Below are 21,449 nucleotides of genomic sequence, written 5' to 3'. Positions count from 1 at the left end.
TTAAGATTTAAAAATAACTGTTATTAAAAGCTACTGCAAATATGGAAAGTTATCATAATAGCATAGGTCTATCATGTCTCAAATAACATACCTTTATGTTTCAAGTTATCATTTTAGACTGCGGATGTAATCAGATGGTGATATTCCAAATTCATTCTTGAAGTTTACAGTGAACCTTTTTGGAGAACTGAATCCCACCTCATAGGCAATTTCTGCAATTTGTTTCTGGCTTTCCTTTAGAAGTTGCTTACTGCGCTTCAAACGGATAATCCGGATGAATTCTGCCGGACCTTTACCGGTGATACACATCAGCTTTTTGTAGAGATGGCTACGACTCAACCCCAATTCTGCTCCTAACATTTCCACAGAGAAGTCGGAATCACTCATGCGCTCTTCTACTATTTTGATAGCTTTTTCAATAAATTGTTCGTCTAGTGGAGTGATTGTTATTTCATTAGGTGTCACTTCTATTTTCTGACTGAATTTACGATGGCTTTTTTCTGTCCATTCAATAAATTTCCTGATGCGCAGCTTTAGTAATTTGAAGTCAAAAGGCTTTACGATATAGTCATCGGCTCCTTGCTCAAATCCTTCACTTTTGTATTCTTCTGCCATACGGGCTGTAAGCAATATAACGGGAATGTGGGACCATTGCATGTTTGTTTTGATTTGCCGACATAGCTCTGTTCCATTCATCACTGGCATCATGATGTCGCTTATTACAATATTGACACTGTTTTTTTCTAATATCTTCAATGCCTCTGCTCCATTGTAGGCAACCTGTATGGCGTATTCATCGGACAGGTATTCAGACATGAAACTACAGAAATCCTTGTTGTCGTCCACCAACAAGATGGTATACCGCAATTCTTCCGCATTTGGAACGGGAAGTTCATTCGGAGCTTTGTCATTGTTTAGCAGTTCCGGAAGTAATTCCTCCTTTTCACTGGCATATGTGACGATAGGCAATTTAACGGTAAATACGGAACCTTTAGGAAAATTGTCTGTAACGGAGATTGTTCCTTTGTGTAGATGTACATATTCGTTTGCAATATGCAGGCCGATTCCACTGCCGGTTTTTTCCGAAGTTTGTTGCACCTGATAAAAACGTTCGAAGATATGTTTCTTGTCTTTGTCTATGATACCTTGTCCGTTGTCTGCCACACAGATGCATACATTGTCATCTTCGCGATAAAGATGTACATTGATTTCTCCTTTATCAGGAGTGTATTTGAAGGCATTGGACAACAAGTTGTTCATTACTTTTTTTATTTTAACCGGATCGAAGGACATGTTCAGGTTTTCTACTTCGCACATGAAACAGAAGCTGATGGTATGGTCAAGAGCATACTCTTGAAAAGTACTGCAAATCTCGCGGATAAAGTTGACAATATCTCCCGATTTGTAATGAGCTGTCTCGGCTCCTACATCCAGTTTCCGGAAATCAAGCAGAGAGTTTATCGATGTAAGTAATTGTTGTGCATTTTTATTGATTGTATTTAGTTTTTTGCGTATTCCGTCATCCAGGGTTTCTGACAATAACATTTGTAACGGGCTAATGATAAGCGTCAGTGGTGTACGTAAATCATGGCTTATATTTGTAAAGAACTTTAGCTTCATCTCATTCAGGAGCAACTTTTGTTCTTGCTCCAGTTTTGCTCGTTGTTGCTCCAGTCTTATGTTGTGATGCTTTTTGAATCGGTATATTACATAGGATATTATACCAATGGCAAACAATATGTATAAGATGATAGCAACATTACATAAATATATTGGAGATGAAACGGTTATATTCAACTCACTAGCTTCGTCATTCCATATACCGTCACTGTTACAAGCTTTAATCAATAGTTTGTAATTGCCAGGAGGAAGGGTGGTGAAAGCTACTTTGTTCTCGTTTGTATAGTACCATTGGGTATTTAATCCTTCCAGTTTATAGGCATATCTTATTTTATCAGCATTCAGCAAATCGCCTGCGGCAAATTCGATGGAGATTAAATAATCGTCATATCTGACAGACAATGATGGGGTTCTGCCAAGTACAGTTGTTAATAGTTTACGCCCTTCATATATTGAGTCTACTTCTATATGTTGATTGCCAATGGTCAGATTTGTAAAATACACCTTTGCCAGCGGTCGGCTCTTTTCGGTCAGCTTGTTCGGATTTATAGATGTATAGCCACTGGTGCCTCCCAGCAGTAAATCTCCGCTGGACAATTTACAAGCGGAATGGGAGTTGAAATGATTTTCTGGCAATCCGTCTCTGGTAGAAAGATTCTTGAAAGAAAAGTCTACTCCTTCCTGGGTGTCTGGGGTTACTTCCAATATAGACAATCCGTTACTTGTTGCAAGCCACATGTTACCATGATTGTCTTGGGTTATACTGTTAATGAGATTGTCACACAATCCGTTGTTTACGTCGAACCAGTGTAGTGAATCATTTTTTAAGTCCCAGGCAGTCAATCCTTGTTTATGGGCTAACCACAATATATCTCTGTCGTCCTTGAATACAGTGGAAATGAAGAGCTGCTTGAATGGCTGTGTCTCTTTTCGATTGGCATAAATCATTTCGGGTTTTCTCGTCACGATGTCCATTACACAGAGTCCGTATGTAGTCCCGATATACATTTTGTCTCCATAGTCATAACAGATATTGAGTACATTGATATTATTCCCATCAGGTAGTAGATAACTTGTCGCAGTATTTGTGTCCGGATTAAAACAAACCAAAGTTTCCAGTACATAACCTATCCATAAGTTTCCATATCGGTCTTCCTTCATACTCCATACGCCACTGTATGGCAGTTGGCTGTTCTCTGGAGTAAAATGGCGAATACTGTTGTTCTCATAGCAGAACAATCCGTCTTGATAACTTCCTGCCCAAATCCGTCCTTTATGGTCTTCGAGAAGACTGATGATGGCTATGTCGGGGATGGATAGTTTGCGAATGGCAAATCCTTTTTGCTTTTCTTTTACATAAAGTCCGTTCCCATCTGTTCCCAGCCAAATGTTTCCGGCCTTATCCTCTAAAATGGAGGCTATATCACCGCATTCTTTATGCTGGGTATCAATAAATTCATGGAAGCTTTCGTGATAATAAGAAACTCCTTTTTTGAAATTTCCTAACCAAATGACGCCTGAATCATCACGGTAGATTGTATTTATTCTGTTGGAAGCAAGGGATGTGGAAGACATAGGGGTATTCAGGAGGTTGACAAGGTTATCATTTACGTAGTCATAAATGAATACTCCTTTATGGTCCGTTCCTATCCAGACATGTCCGTTCGAGTCATCCAGTATGCTCCTTACCGCATTACTTTTTGTCTCTATTTTGGAATGGAGATTGATTTGGTTCCATTCCGATTTTATGTTTTTCTTATAGAATATTTGTTCATCGGTATATGAATATAGCCAGATGCCTCCATGATAATCAATGTATATGTGCTTTTCGATAATAGAGTTGGAGGGTAAGCTGATGTTATCTACCCGTTTACATTTCTTTGCGTTGTTCTCTAGTTTCAATAAGGTCGAATTCCAAAGAAGATATAGGTTTTCACCATCATCGCTGATACTCAGTTCCGGAGTTTCTTCTGGAAAGTTTTCTATTTTGAATGTTTTAAGGGTTTTATGAGAAAAATTGAAGTAAAAAGCATTTTGGCCTTGCAGTACCCATAAATTGTGTCTTTTGTCAACATGTACTTTGTAGGTACCATTTATCTGGATGCCTATTTTAAGGAGGTATGAGGGAATATCGGTAATGAAGTTGTCTTTGTCTCGGTCGTATATACAATATCTTGCCTCGCTTCCAATCCACAAATTGCCCAAACCGTCTTCCTGTAAGTTCCAGATGTCGTTAGACAATAAAGAATGGATGTCTTTTTCTTTGGGTTGATACACTTTAAAGTTATATCCGTCGTATCGGTTCAATCCATTGGCGGTCCCTATCCATAAAAAGCCTTCACAGTCTTTCAATATGGTTTTTACGTTATTGTTTGAAAGCCCGTTTTCTACTTTCAGATGGCGAAATACATACGGAGTTTGTCCTGCTAACGGCAGATAAGCCAGTAACAGAATAATGAGGGGGAACACTAATTTGTGTAAATAGTTTGTAAAAGACATACTATATAATCTGAAATTGAATTCTCAAAGATAGCAATATCTTATTTAAATAAACGTAAATATGTTGCATTAATAGGTCTGTAATGTTGCATCGCGGTCGTATAAGTCTTAAACATGTCATCCGTTTGTTGTCTTGCGTGTCTTGAAGTGTTTTTCTCATTTATTATTCAACATTTATTTCATACCTTTGCAGGGAAGGACTGGTTCCTGCCAATATGATTAACCTTCTAATACTTTATCGAAAATGAACAGATTCATCATTTTATTTTTATTCTCTTTGGGAATATTGTCAACATGTGTATTTGCCGTAGAGGTGATTCCACTGAATGAAGGATGGAATTTCCACCGGGGTTTTCAGGCACCTGCTTCGGAAATAGTGAAGGTTACTTTGCCTCACACTTGGAATGCGGGCGATGGCATGTTTGGCAATGCCGATTATTATAGGGGATTATGCAATTACAGTCGTAAGTTGTCTGTTCCTGCCCATTATCGGGGCAAACGTTTTTTCTTGAAAGTGATGGCTGCACAGACGGTTGCCGACATTTTTATCGACCATTATTTTGTGATGCAACATAAAGGTGGTTATACGGCATTTGTAGCAGAACTGACTGATTTCTTGGTTCCGGGAAAAGAAAGTGTATTGGAAATTCGTGTCAGCAATGCTCAGACTATGGATATCGCTCCCATTTGCGGTGACTTCAATATGTTTGGCGGGTTGTATCGGGGAGTGGAGCTGCTGGTAACGGAGGATGTCTGCATAGAACCTGCTTATTATGCCTCTTCAGGTGTATTCTTCACTCAGTCCGATGTATCGGAGAAAAAGGCCCATTTGAAAATTGAAGCACTGCTTTCGGCAAGGGAAACTACTGTGACCGGTTGCGAGGTGGAGTTTCGACTATATGACAAGGAAAAGTTGCTTTGCCGTGTTGCCAGTGCAGAGGTGGGTGAGGATAAAAAGGTGATGATGGACATAGTGCTTGAAAGGCCTCATTTGTGGGATGGAGTGAAGAATCCCTATTTATATAAAGGAGTGGTGATATTGCGTAAGGATGGAAAAGAGATAGACCGCCGCGAAGAAGAGATAGGTTTCCGCTACTTTCATGCCGATGCGGAGAAAGGTTTCTTCCTGAATGGAAAGCCTTATCGCTTGAATGGCGTGAACCGGCATCAGGATAGGGCAGAACGCGCTTCGGCATTTTATCCGCAAGACCATGATGAAGATTTGGACTTGATGCAGGAAATGGGATGCAATGCCGTGCGTCTTTGTCACTATCCGCAAGCCAAATACATGCATCAACAGATGGACAAGCGGGGACTGGTGGCATGGGTTGAGATTCCTTTTGTCAATGTTTATGTGAATAATCCTGCTTATGATGAAAACTTGCGCCTGCAATTGAAGGAACTGATTTTACAGAACTACAATCACCCCTGCATTTTGTTCTGGGGGCTGTTCAATGAGATAAATTCCGGTTGGCTGGACCGTCCTTCGCGTATGGCGGCAGAGCTTCATGCTTTGGCCCGTCAGTTGGACTCGAGCCGTCCCACTATGGGAGCCAGTAATCAGGATGACGACTTCAACGGATTCACCGACCTGATTGCTTTCAACAAGTATTTCGGCTGGTATGGCGACAACATGGATGACATGGGGCGCTGGATAGACCGCGAGCATGCAGCACATCCGGAGCGGAAGATGGGCATCAGCGAGTATGGTGCCGGGGCATGCGTATTCCAGCAGGCAGACTCGCTGAGGCATCCGGAACCGTGGGGGCAATGGCATCCCGAAAACTGGCAGACTTATTATCATGTGGAGAATTGGAAACAGCTTCAGGAACGTGAATTCTTGTGGTGCAACTTCATCTGGTGCATGTTCGACTTTTCGGCGGCAGGCCGTAGGGAGGGATCCATTATGGGACGCAACGATAAGGGGCTGGTGACTTACGACCGGAAAATAAAGAAAGATGCCTTTTACTTTTATAAGGCAAACTGGAATCAAGAAGATAAGTTTGTATATATCGCAGGAAAACGATTGGTAAACAGAACCCGCAAAACCGTTGATGTGCAAGTATTCAGCAATAGCGGAGCTGCCAAATTGTATATCAATGGCAAAGCATATGGGACTGCAAAACCTGATTCCGTAAATGTACTGGAATGGAAAGGCATTGTATTGGATACCGGTGAAAATAGAATTGAAGTCAGGAACAAATATGGAGCGGATTGTTGTGTATGGATATGTCCTTTTTAATTTTCATCAGGCGCGGAATGTATAGGAGAGCCACGGGGAATAATGAACCGTGAAATGCTGTACAGTCTGCGCCTGATAGCTTTAATATGTGATTTTCTGTAAATCCGTATTCGGTCCGTGGACTACCAGTTTCCCGTCTGGTTGGATGTCTATGAGGTCGATGAATACCATTCGTTCGTCACCGGTGGTTTCGGTGCGTCCATGGTAGACACAGTAGAGCCGATTGTGAATGTCGATGAGCATACAATGCCCGGTTCCGGTCACGATGCCGCCTTGCTCTGTGTTCTTTTGCAGCACCGGATTGTTGGCAGCCTTTGTGAATGGGCCTAAAGGACTTTGGGAGGTTGCATAGCCCACCGCATAATTCTTTCCTCCGAAGAAGTTTGCAGAGTAAAGCATGTAATAGAGATTCCCGTGTTTCACCATATACGAACCTTCTGTCCAGCGTCTGTTGACCTCATGTGTAGTCACCGAACGGTTCTCCCATTTCGCTTGAGGGTCGTCCATCGTTTTGGGCGGGCAAAGCAATGCTACCGGCTCTCCGATGACACCGGAGAAATCCGGTTTCAGCTCCACGCCGTAAATCCAGCTCTCCTCAATCTCGTCAAACCAGCCCTTTGTTTTGGCCCATGCTGAGACTTCGCTCTCGACGGCATGTTTGTAGCAGCAGCGGGAGTAGTAGAGGTAGGTCTTTCCGGATGCATCGTCAAAGAGTATGTTTGCGTCGATGATAGGATAGCCGGGGTCGAATACCGGGCGGTCGGACAAATCTTTGAAAGGCCCGGTGGGTTTATCGGCTACGGCTACGCCGATACGGAAGTTCTCTTGCTCCTGAGTGGGGTTTTCCTTCCAGTTGGCGCTGAACCATAAGTAGTATTTGCCGTCGCGCTCATACACTTCGGGCGCCCAGAAACAGTCGGTGGCCCATGAGTCGGATGTGCCGCCTTGATAGACGGGACCCTCATCTTTCCATGTCACCAGGTCATCGGAGGAATATACTTTGAAGCCGTTCTGTACTCCCCCCGTCCCGTACATATAGAATTTCCCGTCGGAAGCTTTCAGGAGGAACGGGTCTCCGAAGGCCATGGGAAGTGGGTTCTGATATACTACTTTCTTCTTATCTCCGCATGATGCTGACAGCAGAGCCAATAAGACCAGTGCCAATGTGAAAAGGGTGTGCTTCATCTTGTTAGAATTTAAATGTTGAAGTAACGAAAAGTGTTTGTATCTGCAAAGTAAACACAATATAGGGAAAGCTGCAAGGAAATTAGATAGAATGCAAGCTTTTCATTATTTTTGTGCATCATTCTAAATAATTCTTTGATGGGACAGTCATTTTCGGATATATCGCTATACCACGAGTACCGGTCGGTGAAGGAGAAAGAACATTTGGTGTCACAGAAAACCTGGGACGACCTCAATCTGGATGACTTTTTCGAATGGGCCGACCGTACCTCTTCTTGTGTGGGCCGACAGTACCTCTACGACTTGTTGCATTACAACCGCCTTTCGGAGATTTCGGAACAGGAGGAAGTGATTCGCGAACTCTCTGCCGACAAGGAGTTGCGTGCAGAAATCCGGTCGGAGTTGCAGAAACTGGATACGCCGGATGCTTGCGCCATTGCATCGTTGTTTTCCATTTCCCATCCCATATATTCCCGCCGCTTTTACCGTTTGCTAAGTATATTGCAGTTCGTGCCTTTTGTTTTGTCAGGGATGGTTTATGTTACATCTTCGCTTTACGTTCTGGGGTTATTGTGTATATCGGTATTGGTGAACATGGTATTGCACTATCGCAGCAAGGCACGGATTCAGGGCTATTTCTTTTCCATCCCTCAGTTATGGCTGCTGCTCAGGCAAGCGGAGAGGCTGGCACAGATTCCGTTGTGTGTATCGGTGCATCGGGATATCCAAAAGACTTTGCAGGCGCTGCGTCCGTTACGAAAGCAACTTTCCACTTTCCGTTTCAGTATCAAGCTGGAGAGCGACATCGCCATTCTTGCTTATTTCTTCATCGAGATGGTGAATGTGTTTTTCCTGCGGGAGGTTATTCCGGTTTCCAAGGCTTTCTTTCTATTGCAGGGCAGGCAAGAACAGATTGAAGAGGTTTTCCGCTATTTTGGATTGGTGGATGCGCTTTGCTCTGTTTCCGAGCTTCGGGATGGGCTGCCCTATTATACTCTTCCGGAAGCTTGTGACGAGGGTGAAACGCTTCATGCAGAGGGCCTTTATCATCCGCTTATAGAGCATTGTATCCCCAATGACATTACGCTTTGTGGCAGTTCTGTCCTTGTTACCGGCTCCAATATGTCTGGTAAGACAACCTTTATCCGTGCTATCGGACTTAACCTGCTTTCCGCACAAGTGTTCCATACTTGTTTCGCCCGCAGTTTTCGTTTTCCCATGGATACCGCATTGTTTTCTGCTATCCATCTGGAGGATAGTCTGATGGAAGGAAAAAGTTTCTTTCTGCAGGAGGTACAGATTGTTCGAGAGATGCTGGAGGTCGGAAAGGGACGTAGGCAGCTTTTCCTGCTGGATGAGTTGTTCAAAGGGACGAACACGGTGGAACGGATAGCTATAGCCAAAGCTGTGCTATCTGCTTTGGCACACAAGAACAGTATCGTGTTTGCTTCCACTCACGACGTTGAACTGGCTTCCTTACTTGAGAACGAATATGAATCGTTTCATTTTTGTGAATGTGTTGCCGACAATACCTTGTCTTTTGATTATAAGCTGAAACCGGGACCGGCGACGGAACGTAATGCCATCCGGATTATCGAGATGTGCGGTTATCCGAAGGAAGTGGTCGGGGAAGCGTATCGGCTGGCTAAAAAACATGTTTTATAGTTTTACTTCTAATTGTTCCTTATTCCAATCGTTACTATATTGTCTGTTCAATATCTTCTGGAAGGGGTAATCTTTTAAGTTATCCAATTAGAAGGTTTATGTTCTTTTCTTTCATCTTTTCGATATTCTCTTCCGAGATATTGCTGTCTGTGATGAAAGAATTTACCATAGATATTGAACCTAAACTGGCAAATGCACTAATTCCTATCTTGGAGGAATCAGCTACCAGAATGACTTCCTCGGCGGCTTTTATCATGGCCGATTTAACCATCAGATCGCTGAGGCTCGGATAGGTCAGACTCATGTCTGGGGATATTCCTGCTGTGGCAAGGAATAGTTTGTTGGCATGGAAACCTTTGAGTGAATCGGCTGCCATCTTTCCTGTCAATGAAAGGGTGGGTGCTTTGAATTCTCCTCCTGTCACAATGAGGTTGATGCCTGGATTTTCGCCCAATATAAGTGCTATGTTCAGAGCATTGGTAATGACGGTCAGCTCTTTGTATTGTGTAAGTAGTTTGGCTATTTCTGTGGTAGTAGAACCGGAGTCGAGAATGATACATTCACCTTCACTGATAAACGACGCTGCTTTTTGGGCTATTTCTCTTTTTTCCTCAATATGGGTCTGATTGAAAACCTTTCCGGTTTTTGCAAATGAGCCCACATCCTTCAGGAAGGCTCCGCCGTGTTCTCTTTGGATATACCCTAATTTTTCAAGGGCTTCCAGGTCTTGTCTGATTGTTACATCCGTTACATTGAAAATCCTGCTTAATTCTTGAACTTTTGCATGCCCGTCTTCGCGGATAAGGTCCAGAATCTTGACTCTTCTTTGGTTTAGTGCCATATCTACTTTATATATTGTTGTTTCTACGATAATCCTGTATATCTTTGATCGCTATAATCTTCAGTCGGAACTTTTTTGCCATTTCAAGTAGTTGTGGCAAGCGGGCCATTGTCCCATCCTGGTTCAGTATTTCAATGAGAGCGCCGCCGGGTGTCAATCCTGCCATTCTTGTCAGGTCGAGTAATGCTTCTGTATGTCCGTCACGTCCCAATACTCCGTCCTCATGTCCGTAAAGGGGGAAAATGTGTCCGGGACGTGCCAGTTCCGAGGGCTTTATATTACCGGTAACCAAAGCACGTATGGTAGCGGAGCGGTCATAGGCGGAAACTCCCGTTGTGCAGCCATAGCCCTTCAGATCGACGGACATGGTGAACGGCGTGCCTAAAAGGGAAGTGTTGTCTTCCGACATTGGGGGCAGTTGGAGTTCTTTGCAACGTGAACGCGGTAGCGGTACACAAAGAAGCCCTCTTCCGTGTGTAATCATGAAGTTAACAATGTCAGGAGTTATTTTTTCACCGGATACAATAAAATCGCCTTCGTTTTCTCTATTTTCATCATCGACAACTATCACTATTTTCCCTTGTCGAACCGCTTCTATTCCTTCGTCTACAGTATTGAGCATTGTATAATCATTTAATTTTTCCGCAAAGGTAGTCAGAAAAAGTCAAATGAAAGTCTATTCTTGCTGTTTTTCTTCTTTTTTATTCTATATATTATCTTTTGCACTGTAGTTCCTTTCTCTTTTTTATTTATTTGTTTCGTTTTTCGCCCTGGTCTAATTATAAAACATGTTAATAAACAATGGAAAACTTTCGTTTTCTTTCGTTTTGTGGTTTTTATTTGTTTTCTTTGCAAAGAAATGAAAGCAAATAAGCTATGAAAACAAAAGAATTGACTCTTCAATCAGAAAGGAATCGAAAAAGATTAATTGAAATTATCTATAAGGCAAAAGCCGGTCATATCGGCGGAGATTTGTCTTGCCTCAATGTTCTTACGGCTCTTTACTTTGATGTGATGAATGTGAATGCGGACAGTCCTAAAGATGATTTGCGTGACCGTTTCATTTTGAGCAAGGGGCATTGTGTGGAGGCTTTGTATGTGACGCTGGAATCCAAAGGGTTTATAACAGAAGGCATTTTGGATACATTGGGACAATATGGCTCTATCCTTTCGGGACATCCCACTATCGGAGTTCCGGGTATTGAAGTGAATACCGGAGCCTTGGGACATGGTTTGTCTGTTGGGGTAGGTATAGCGATAGCTGCCAAAATGGACAACAGGGATTATAAAACCTATGTGTTGATGGGGGATGGTGAACAGGGTGAAGGTTCCATCTACGAAGCAGCAATGGCTGCCCGGCAGTATAGATTAGATAATTTGGTGGCTATAATAGACCGTAATCATTTGCAGATTAGCGGAAATACGGAAGATGTGATGGGAATTGATGATATCCATGATCGCTGGACGGCATTCGGCTGGGAGGTAAAGGATATGAATGGTGACGACATGGAAGATATTATCCGGACTTTCCGTTCCATTGATTATGCAAACCGTCACCCTCATTTGCTGGTGGCTCATACGACAAAAGGGAAAGGAGTATCTTTCATGGAAGGGGTAGCTAAATGGCATCATGGGGTTCCGAGTAACGAACAGTATGAACAGGCCATTCAAGAAATATCAGAAAGAATTAAGGATTTAGAATATAATTGATATGATAGCTTGCAGAAAAAGTTTCACCGACACTTTGTTGTCATTGGCTCGGATGGACAAGGACATCATTGCTGTGACGACGGATGCCCGTGGCTCGGTGACGTTAAATGATTTTGCCAAAGAATTGCCGCAGCAATTCGTGGAGTGTGGTATTGCGGAGCAGGATGCTGTGGGTATTTCAGCCGGGTTGGCTCATAGCGGAAAGAAAGTGTTTGTATGTGGTCCGGCTTGTTTTTATGTGGCTCGTAGCTTGGAACAGGTAAAGGTGGACTTGGCTTATAGCCAGAACAACGTAAAAATATTGGGAGTAAGTGGAGGAGTAGCTTACGGAGCTTTGGGGGCTACCCATCATAGCTTACACGACATTGCCGTGCTGCGTACTTTTCCCGGAATGAATATCGTGTTACCTTGCGATGCCCGACAGACTAAAAAACTGGTTGAGCTTTTGGTTGATTATCCCGAACCGGTTTATGTACGTGTAGGTCGTGCAGCAGTTCCCGATGTCTATGAAAATGATGATTTTGATTTTGCCATAGGTAAGGCCAACATGTTGCTGGACGGAACAGATCTGACTATTATCGGAACCGGTGAAACCGTATACCACACACGTCAGGCGGCTTTGAAGTTACGCGAATATGGTATTTCGGCCCGGGTATTGGATATGTCCTCTATTAAACCTTGTGATGAGGAAGCTGTTTTGAAAGCCGCTTCCGAAACCGGGCGAATCATCACGGTTGAGGAGCATAGCCAGTATGGAGGTCTTGGGGCGATGGTGACTGAAATCATATCCGAGCATCCCGTACCGGTGAAAATCCTGGGTATCCCTGATGAGAATGTGGTGCATGGGAACTCCCTGGAAATTTTTGCCCATTATGGACTCGACTCATCCGGTATCGTGAAAACTGCCCTTGACTTCCTTAAGTAACTCCGATTCGATAAATTTGAAATCAATTAGCCTTTAATAATACCTGAAATGGAAAACCTGATAATTGCAATAGACCAAAGCACCTCGGCTACCAAAGCCATGCTATTCAATGAGAGGTGTGAAATGCTGAGGCGCGTCAATGTCACCCATGAACAATATTATCCCAAATCCGGATGGGTGGAGCATGATGCTGAAGAAATTTATCGGAATGTACAGAAAAGTATAGCCGAACTGATAAAGGAGGAAGTGGCAGACAATATGTATTCGTTGGCCATCACCAATCAACGTGAAACAGTGGTTGTATGGAATAAGCATACGGGCAAACCGATATGCAATGCTGTGGTATGGCAATGCATGCGTGGTGCTGATATCTGTAATGAGTTGAAAGCCAGTGGGTACAGCGAAATAGTACAGGCGAAAAGCGGTTTGCTATTGGATCCTTATTTCTCAGCCAGTGGTGTGAAGTGGATACTTGACAATGTGGAAGGAGCCCGTCAGGCTGCTGATAACGGTGACTTATTGATGGGAACCATTGATACGTGGCTGATTTGGAAATTGACTGATGGTAAACGCCATGTGACAGATTATACCAATGCTTCCAGGACTCTTTTGTTTAATATTCATACGATGCAATGGGACAGTGACCTGCTGGAGCTATTTACCATCCCCGAAACTATGATGCCTGAATTACTGCCATGTGATGCTGTTTTTGGAGAAACTACGGTGGGAGGATTATTTAAGAATCCTATTGTCATAGCCGGTGTATTGGGGGATTCACACGGTGCACTGGCCGGTCAGATGTGCTTTGAAGAAGGGCTGGGCAAGGTCACTTATGGAACCGGCTCATCAGTGATGGTGAATATTGGTGAAAAAGCTGCCGTTGCTCCCCGTGGATTGGTCACTTCCATCGGTTTTGCCGCACTTGGAAAAATATTCTATGCTTTTGAAGGCAATATCCATTGTACTGGTGCTACCATCAAGTGGCTAGAACAGAGATTGCAGATGATTAGTTCGCCAGACGAAGCGGAAGAGTTGGCGGCTACAGTAAAAGACAATGGAGGTGTGTATGTCGTACCGGCTTTTGCCGGGTTGGGAGCTCCTTGGTGGCAAGGGGATGTAAAGGCTGCCATTTTAGGGATGACCTTAGGTACCGGGAAACCGCATGTTCTCAGGGCAGCACTTGAATCCATAGCCTATCAAGTGAATGATTTGGTCAGAGCGATGACCAGTCAGGCAGGTATAAAGCTGAAAGAAGTCAGAGCCGATGGAGGACCTACAAAAAATAAATTCCTGATGCAGTTCCAGGCCGACTGCTTACGTGTACCGATCAATTGTTCGGATGTTGAAGAAGCTTCGGCCTTGGGAGCCGTTGTAATGAACGGAATGGCTCGCAAGATATGGACGAGCTTTGAGCAGGTGTCCGTATTACGCCGGAGCCGCTACCGCATAGAGCCGCAAAGTAACCTATCACAGGTAGAAAAATGGTGTGAAGGCTGGTTGAAAGCGGTAAACCAATTAATCAGATAAATATTTTCAAAGTATAATTTAAATACCCACTATCTACAATGAAAAACAAGGAAAGAATGTGTTTCGGTATAATTATCGGCACTCGTGCTTATTTTAATTCAGAATTGGCTAAAGATGTTCGCAAACAATTGTTGAAAACACTTGCCGACGAAGGCTATGATTATGTGATCTTACCTGAAGACGCTACTCCTACCGGCAGTAGCAGTATTGAAACCCGCGAAGACGGATTGAAGTGTGCGGAACTGTTCCGACAGAATCGTGACCGCATTGACGGTATCATAGTTTCCCTGCCCAACTTTGGCTTTGAGATTGGAATCATCAATGCTATCAGCGTGGCCGATTTGAATGTCCCCGTTTTGGTACAGGCTTGTGACGACGAGAACGACAAGGTGGATCTGGACAGCCGCCGTGATGCTTTTTGCGGTAAGATTTCTGTTTGTAACAATCTGTATCAATATGGCATACCTTTTACAGATACCACGCTACACACCTATTCTATATACTCCGAATTACTGGCCAAGGATATCAATAAGTTTGCTGGTATCTGTCGTGTAGTCAATGGCTTGCGCCATGCACGTATCGGTGCTATCGGTGCTCGTCCGGCTGGTTTCCAGACTGTACGTGCAAGTGAGAAACTGTTACAGAAGAGTGGCATTACAGTCGTTCCGGTCGACCTTTCTGAAATACTCGGTGCTGCCCGTAAGATTGAGGATACGGATGCGGAGTTGCTGAAGAAGCTTGAAGAAATTAAGTGCTATGCGGCAGTTCCCAAGGAATATAGTGACAAGCTGGTGCTTCAGGCAAAATTCGGTGTGGCTGTAGAACGTTGGATCGAAGCCAATCAGATTGATGCTGTTGCTGTTCAGTGTTGGGACTCTTTGGAACAAAATTATGGTTGTGCAGCATGTGTGACAATGAGTATGCTGGGTGAAAAATTACTTCCTGCCGCTTGTGAGGTAGATATTGCCGGCGCTGTGTCCATGTATGCTTTGACATTGGCAGCGCAAGGTCAATCGGCATTGCTTGACTGGAATAACAATTTTGCAGAAGACCGGAACAAATGTGTATGTACCCATTGCGGTAACTTCCCGAAATCGTTTGTCAGAAATGACTTGAAGCTTGGTACACTGGGCGTTTTGGGACGTACGCTGGGCAAGGTCAATACATTCGGTGCCGTATATGGTAAAGTGACCAAAGGTGATTTCACATTCTTCCGTATTTCCACAGATGATACAAAAGGCGCTATCAAGGCTTATTTGGGTACTGGTGAAATCACGGATGACCCGTATGGAATGGATGGATGCATAGCTGTCACCAAGGTGAATAACTTGCAGACTCTGATGAAGTATATTTGTAAAAATGGTTTTGAACATCATGTGGCTATGGTTCGCAATGATGTGAAGGAAATTCTGAACGAAGCCATCGAGGACTATTTGGGCTGGAATCTATATGTGCATGAATGAAAAGTAAACACACGGTAAACAACAGAAGATAAATTATGATACTTGTTGACAACTATATTTTGGCCATTCTGTGTTGTGTCTATTGCTGCCTCTGTTGGGGCTCTTGGGCGAATACGCAGAAGATGGTGACCTCGAAAAGCTGGAGTTTCGAGCTTTTCTATTGGGACTTGGCTTTCGGTTTGTTTTTCACGGCTCTGTTGGGGGCTCTGACATTGGGAAGCTTGGGAAGTGAAGGCCGTACTTTCTTTGAGGACTTGGCGGCAATGGACTGGAACAGTATGAAGTATGCACTGTTGGGTGGTATTGTCTGGAATTTCGGTAATATCTTTCTGACGGCAGCCATCGCTGTGGCCGGTATGTCGATAGGGTTTCCCATTGGCGGAGGCTTAGCCTGGATAGGCGGTATAATTTTTAATTATCTGCTGATAACTTTGGCCGGTGAAGTATACCCCGGAAACCAGGCATTGCTTTGGATAGGGGTAGTTGTTATCATTGTAGCCATCTGCATTTGCGGGAAGGCTTATGGAAAGATGTCGGCGAGTCAGGCATCCACCCCTAAAAAAGGTATCTTATTGGCTATTGTGGCAGGATTGGCCATCATGTTTTTCTATGGATTGGTTGTAAAATCACTCGATCCCCAGTATGTTGCGGGTGGTACGGGAACACTGACTCCCTATACCGGCGTATTTTGCTTTGCCGCCGGTGTCCTTATCACTACTCCCATTTTCAATACGTTTGCCATGAGTCATCCGGCTCAAGGAAACAAGGTCACAATGAAGGACTATCTGAAAGGTGATACCCGTACACACCTGATCGGTATGTTGGGCGGCTTTATCTGGATGAGCGGTATGGTGGTCAGCTTTATGGGAGCCGGATCAGCCAATCCGGCCATAGCCTATGCGCTGAGCAATGCCGCACCGGTGGTAGCCATGATTTGGGGATTCTTTGTATGGAAAGAGTTCAAAGGAGCTCCCAAAGGAACTGTACCTATGATTGCGACTATGTTTGTACTCTTTGTTGTGGGGCTGGTACTGATTACGCTTTCAAACTGATATTTTAATTCATTGTTAACCCAAAATAATAATAAATGAAAACGATTGTAAGACAAATTAAACAGAAAAGGTTAATGGTCTTGGTGCTGTTCCTTTTGGTAGGTATGACATCTGTTTTTGCACAGAAACATGTAAGTGTATCTGGCAGAATCACCGATGAACTTAATGAACCGATGATTGGTGTAAGTGTATTGGAAAAAGGTACGACAAATGGTGTCATAACTGATTTGGATGGTAATTATACCTTGTCGGTGAATGAGGGCGCCACTATCGTCTTTTCGTATATAGGTTATGTGACCCAGGAAAAGAAAGCCGCTGCGGGTACTATGAATATAGTACTGAAAGAAGATAACAAGACCTTGGATGAAGTGGTTGTAGTGGGATATGGTGTACAGAAGAAAAGCTCCGTAACGGGGGCCATCTCTTCCGTAAAGGCTGAAGATTTTGAAAATCGTACCATTACCAATGCCGAGCAGGCCTTGCAGGGTAAGACAGCCGGTGTGCAAATTATTTCTGCATCTGCGGCTCCTGGTTCGAATCCCGCCATTCGTATCCGTGGATATAGCAGTAATGCCAGCTCAGATCCTTTGTATGTAGTCGATGGTCTGCGTACGAAAGACATCAGCAACCTCGATCCGAACGATATTGAGAGTATGGAAGTATTGAAGGATGCTGCCTCTGCTGCTATCTATGGCGCCCAGGCCGGTAACGGTGTTGTCTTGATTACCACCCGGAAGGCAAAAAAGGGAGTCCGCCGTATTTCTTATGATTTCCAGTTGTCCTCCCAGTCTTTGGGTCGTACTCCTGATATTCTGAATGCTCAGGAATACGTCAATTATATGACTGAAGGCAATCTTATTCCCAGAGAAACAATAGATAGGTATTGGGATGGAAAGACAAATACTGATTGGGTGAAAGAAACGTTTGAATCATCCATGATGCAACGTCACAATGTCAATTTCCAAGGGGCCAATGATAATGGTTCACTGTTTGCATCGCTTTCTTATTTAAGCAACAATGGTCCCATTGTAGGCAATAAGGACGTTTTTGACCGTATTACCGGCACTGTCAATGCAGATTATAAAGTAAAGGATTGGTTGAAGTTCACGACAAACAATTCATTTTCCCGTTATCATGTACAGTCTGTAAGCGAAGGCTCAGCAACCGGTTCTTTGATGCTGTCTGCCATTCAGCTTGACCCTCTTACTCCAGTTACCTATACACCGGATAAACTGCCCGACACTATGATTAATTATATGAACCAAGGGCATACCTTGCTTCAGAATGCCAATGGTGATTATTATTCTATTTCCCCTTATGGTGACTCCAATAATATCAATCCGTATATTATGCGTGACCGTGGTACAACGAAAAGAGATGGTTTTGTGTTCAGCGGCTCCACTTATCTGGATTTTACTCCGATTAAAGAGCTGGTCATCACTTCACGTTTGGGATACCGTTATACTTACAGCAATTCCTACGGCTATGTTATGCCTAACATTACCTGCTCTGACCTTTATCAGGACTATGTATCGGTAAGTGCGACAAGCTCCAACACCACGTACTGGCAATGGGAAAACTTTGCCAACTATACCAAGACATTTGCAGATAAGCACAATGTAAACGTGATGCTTGGTATGTCCTATTCTTCCAATACTTCCTTTGGAGTGACGGGAGGAATCAATGGTAGCCGTTCCGGCGACAAGGTTGATTTGGGTATTACCAAGTTGGATCCCAATTATGCCTATTTTGCTTTTCGGACCGGTACTGCCACCCGTACGGTAAGTGGTGGAGAGAAACGGAGGTATGCCAATCTTTCTTACTTTGGCCGGGCATCTTATGACTATGCAGGCAAGTATTTTGCCCAATTCACCCTTCGTGCGGATGCAGCCGACTTGTCTATCCTTCCTTTGCAGAAACGTTGGGGCTATTTCCCGGCTGTGTCTGTCGGCTGGGTACTTTCCAACGAGAAATTTATGGAAAACCTCAAGTCAATCTCTCATTTGAAGTTGCGTGCAAGCTGGGGACAGAATGGTAGTATCGCCGGTTTGGCAGACTATATGTATGATGCTACGATTTTGTCTGGAATCAATTATCCAATGTCCGGTGATGTGTCTTATGAAACAGGTTCGTTGCCATCTGCAACCGGTAACTATGATTTGAAGTGGGAAACTTCCGAACAGATAGACTTGGGTATTGACCTCCGGATGCTGAATGACCGTTTGAGCTTCGGATTTGACTATTATGAGAAGAAAACCAAAGACTTGATTGTAACCGGTATTACTCCTTCTTTGATTGTGGGTAACACTACTTCACCTATGAATGCGGGAAATGTCAAGAACAGCGGATTTGAGTTTGAACTCTCATGGCGTGATCATATCAAAGATTTCAGTTATAGTGTAAAAGCTAACATCGCTACTTTGAAGAATAAAGTAACTTATCTTCATGAAACATTGGAGCGTATTGCCAGTACAACAAGTGCAGGTATCGGCACTATGAATTATTTTGAAGAAGGACATCCCATTTGGTACATGCGCGGTTATGAGTGCACGGGTATTGATCCGCAAACGGGTGACCCAATATTCAAAGACAAGAATGATGATGACATTATTGGAGATGCCGACCAGACAGAAATCGGTTCTGCCATTCCCGACTTTACTTATGGTATTACTTTGACAGCTGCCTGGAAAGGCCTTGACCTGACAATCTTTGGTTCCGGTTCTCATGGCAATGATGTGTTTGCCGGCTATAACCGTACTTCCCGTATGAAAGCGAATACCTTGAAGGAATTCTATGACGGACGGTGGACTGCTGTGGGAGACAATGCAAAATATGCCCGTTCCAATCCCAGCAATTATGATAAGTATTTAAAGAGCTCCAAATTTGTATTCGACGGTTCATATTTTAAAATCAAGCAGATACAGTTGGGCTATAACCTGCCTAAGAATTTGTTGAAGCAGGTGGGTTTGAGTAACCTTCGTTTGTATTGTTCTTTAGACGACTTCTTCACATTTACCAAATATCCCGGATTTGATCCTGAATTTACGAGTACAGGCAATGCGATGGGTTTGGATATGGGCTCTTATCCGTCCAGCAAGAAAGTCGTGCTCGGTCTTAACGTAGTATTTTAATCTTTAATTCAATACGAAATATGAAAGCAAAATATATTTTATCAAGTCTGTTACTTGCCGGCTGCACTTTCTTTTCCTCTTGTGAGGACAATCTGGATATTTCGCAGCATGGGGTAAGCACTTTCGAAAATTTCTATAAAACGGATGCCGATGCGGAAGAAGCCATTATAGCCTGCTATAGCAATTGGAAGGACACCTATGCGCCTGCGTTCTGGCTGAAGAATCTTCTTTCTGACGATTGCTATTCGGCAGGGGAAAGCTGGACGGCTGCCAGTGCACAGTTGCTGTCGACTTATACGTTCGACTCTGATTTTTCCCATATTAAAACGTTGTATACGAATCTTTATAAAGTGATTTATGCCGCCAACATTGTTTTGCAGTATGTAGGCGATGATTCTGAGGTTAAGCTTCGTGCACGTGCAGAGGCAAAGGTTTTCCGTGCGATGTCCTACATCGAATTGATCAGTCTTTGGGGAACTCCGCCGTTGGTGGACCATCCGTTGAAAGCAAACGAATATTCCCAGGCAAATGGTAATACAGAGGCGCTTTGGGCATTGGTGAACCAAGATTTGACCGAAGCTGTCAACAGTGGCAATTTGGAGGAAAAGACAAGCTTGGACAACTTTACCTATCGTATCACCAAACAATTTGCACAAGCCTTGTTGGGCAAGGCATACGTATTCCAGAAGAATTATGGTGCTGCTGTTACAGTTTTGGATGAGGTAATCAATAGCGGGAAGTACGACCTTTACAGTGATTATGAGAATATCCAGACTACCAAAGGCGAGGCGAATTGTGAAAGTCTGTTTGAAAGTAATTATGTTTACGACGCCAACAATGTTACCGGCATTATGAGTAACATGATTTGGGTATATGTGCATTGGCGTGGAGACATGCTTGCATTCAATGAGCCTACTCAAATCTATTCTCATGGCGGCTGGGGATTTTTTAATCCGACGAAGGAAAGCTACGATGCGTTTGTCGAAATGGGAGATACTTATCGCTTGAATGCCTCTATCAAGACATACCGGCAAATGGAGGATATGGGTATCTCATTGAGCAATGCCATAGCTTATATGCCGGACAATGCCGGTTACTTCAGCTGGAAATACCGTGTTTATGAAGCAGATGTCATCAACTATTGGTGGTTGCGTTGTCCTAACAATACCCGTGCCATGCGTTATGCCGAGGTTCTGCTGCTTGCTGCTGAAGCGAGTCTTCAGTCCGGAAATGCAAGTAAGGCTGCCGGATATGTGAATAAAGTGCGTGACCGTGCCCAGTTGCCTGCATTGGGCAGCGTCTCTATGGATGATATCAAGAAAGAGAAGCGTCTGGAGCTTTGGATGGAAGGCTGCCGTTACCAGGATTTGATTCGGTGGGGTGATGCTGCTACGGTACTTGCCAAGAGAGGGCAGGAAAGACCGGCTCTTTACAAAGACGGCCGTGTAAGTTGGGATGAACAGAAAAATGCTTCTGCCGGCTTCAAGAGCGGTAAGCATGAACTGCTTCCGTTCCCTGCTACTGAAATGAATGTCAATAAGAATATGACCCAGAACCCGGGTTGGTAATTAATCAATAAAACTTAGTTT

General features: G+C 43.7%; 13 protein-coding genes. 9 read left to right on the top strand and 4 right to left on the bottom strand.

The annotated features are described in order from the left end of the window. Nucleotides 1-108 precede the first annotated feature (108 nt). The gene (locus DW039_RS06855; RefSeq protein WP_057256296.1) at nt 109-4,119 is read right to left on the bottom strand and encodes a hybrid sensor histidine kinase/response regulator transcription factor; all 4,011 of its coding nucleotides are present in this window, start codon (nt 4,117-4,119) and stop codon (nt 109-111) included. 244 nt (nt 4,120-4,363) lie between these two features. On the opposite strand from DW039_RS06855, the gene DW039_RS06850 reads away from it, so the two are divergent. Continuing rightward, nucleotides 4,364-6,361: a glycoside hydrolase family 2 protein gene (locus tag DW039_RS06850; protein WP_009037737.1), complete on the top strand. Its 1,998-nt coding sequence runs from the start codon at nt 4,364-4,366 to the stop codon at nt 6,359-6,361. A gap of 81 nt (nt 6,362-6,442) precedes the next feature. On the opposite strand, the gene DW039_RS06845 is transcribed toward DW039_RS06850, so the two are convergent. Next, nucleotides 6,443-7,546, bottom strand: coding sequence for a glycoside hydrolase family 43 protein (locus tag DW039_RS06845; RefSeq protein ID WP_044467387.1), 1,104 nt, complete (start codon nt 7,544-7,546; stop codon nt 6,443-6,445). A gap of 138 nt (nt 7,547-7,684) precedes the next feature. Here DW039_RS06845 and DW039_RS06840 point away from each other — a divergent pair, with 138 nt between their 5' ends. Next, on the top strand, nt 7,685-9,211 hold the full coding sequence (locus tag DW039_RS06840) for a hypothetical protein (protein WP_005830263.1): 1,527 nt from the start codon (nt 7,685-7,687) through the stop codon (nt 9,209-9,211). A gap of 79 nt (nt 9,212-9,290) precedes the next feature. Here DW039_RS06840 and DW039_RS06835 read toward each other — a convergent pair whose 3' ends face one another. Next, nucleotides 9,291-10,052 (bottom strand): DeoR/GlpR family DNA-binding transcription regulator, encoded by a 762-nt coding sequence (locus tag DW039_RS06835; protein ID WP_005830261.1) that lies wholly within the window; start codon nt 10,050-10,052, stop codon nt 9,291-9,293. A gap of 7 nt (nt 10,053-10,059) precedes the next feature. Continuing rightward, complete coding sequence (gene ribB, locus DW039_RS06830) at nt 10,060-10,674, bottom strand: 3,4-dihydroxy-2-butanone-4-phosphate synthase (RefSeq protein WP_005830259.1); 615 nt, start codon at nt 10,672-10,674, stop codon at nt 10,060-10,062. A 254-nt stretch (nt 10,675-10,928) separates the two neighbouring features. Between ribB and DW039_RS06820 the strand changes: the two genes are divergently transcribed. The 7 genes from DW039_RS06820 to DW039_RS06790 all read left to right on the top strand — a co-directional run bounded on the left by DW039_RS06820 (nt 10,929) and on the right by DW039_RS06790 (nt 21,428). Further along, nucleotides 10,929-11,762: a transketolase gene (locus DW039_RS06820; RefSeq protein WP_005830255.1), complete on the top strand. Its 834-nt coding sequence runs from the start codon at nt 10,929-10,931 to the stop codon at nt 11,760-11,762. Between the two features lies 1 nt (nt 11,763). After that, nucleotides 11,764-12,687, top strand: coding sequence for a transketolase family protein (locus tag DW039_RS06815; RefSeq protein ID WP_005834658.1), 924 nt, complete (start codon nt 11,764-11,766; stop codon nt 12,685-12,687). Nucleotides 12,688-12,735: 48 nt separating this feature from the next. After that, on the top strand, nt 12,736-14,214 hold the full coding sequence (locus tag DW039_RS06810) for a glycerol kinase (protein WP_005830250.1): 1,479 nt from the start codon (nt 12,736-12,738) through the stop codon (nt 14,212-14,214). A gap of 38 nt (nt 14,215-14,252) precedes the next feature. Further along, nucleotides 14,253-15,677 carry an L-fucose/L-arabinose isomerase family protein gene (locus DW039_RS06805; protein WP_005830248.1) on the top strand — a complete coding sequence of 475 codons (1,425 nt, stop codon included), beginning with the start codon at nt 14,253-14,255 and terminating at the stop codon, nt 15,675-15,677. Nucleotides 15,678-15,712: 35 nt separating this feature from the next. Further along, nucleotides 15,713-16,729: a GRP family sugar transporter gene (locus tag DW039_RS06800; RefSeq protein WP_005834661.1), complete on the top strand. Its 1,017-nt coding sequence runs from the start codon at nt 15,713-15,715 to the stop codon at nt 16,727-16,729. A 74-nt stretch (nt 16,730-16,803) separates the two neighbouring features. After that, on the top strand, nt 16,804-19,860 hold the full coding sequence (locus DW039_RS06795) for a TonB-dependent receptor (RefSeq protein ID WP_005834663.1): 3,057 nt from the start codon (nt 16,804-16,806) through the stop codon (nt 19,858-19,860). A gap of 20 nt (nt 19,861-19,880) precedes the next feature. Then, entirely contained in the window at nt 19,881-21,428 is a 1,548-nt protein-coding gene (locus tag DW039_RS06790; RefSeq protein WP_005834665.1) for a RagB/SusD family nutrient uptake outer membrane protein, read from the top strand. The last annotated feature ends 21 nt before the right edge of the window (nt 21,429-21,449 follow it).

This window comes from Bacteroides sp. AF39-16AC (assembly GCF_003602735.1).
Lineage (GTDB): Bacteria > Bacteroidota > Bacteroidia > Bacteroidales > Bacteroidaceae > Bacteroides > Bacteroides uniformis.
This window is presented reverse-complemented; position numbering and strand designations above follow the sequence as displayed.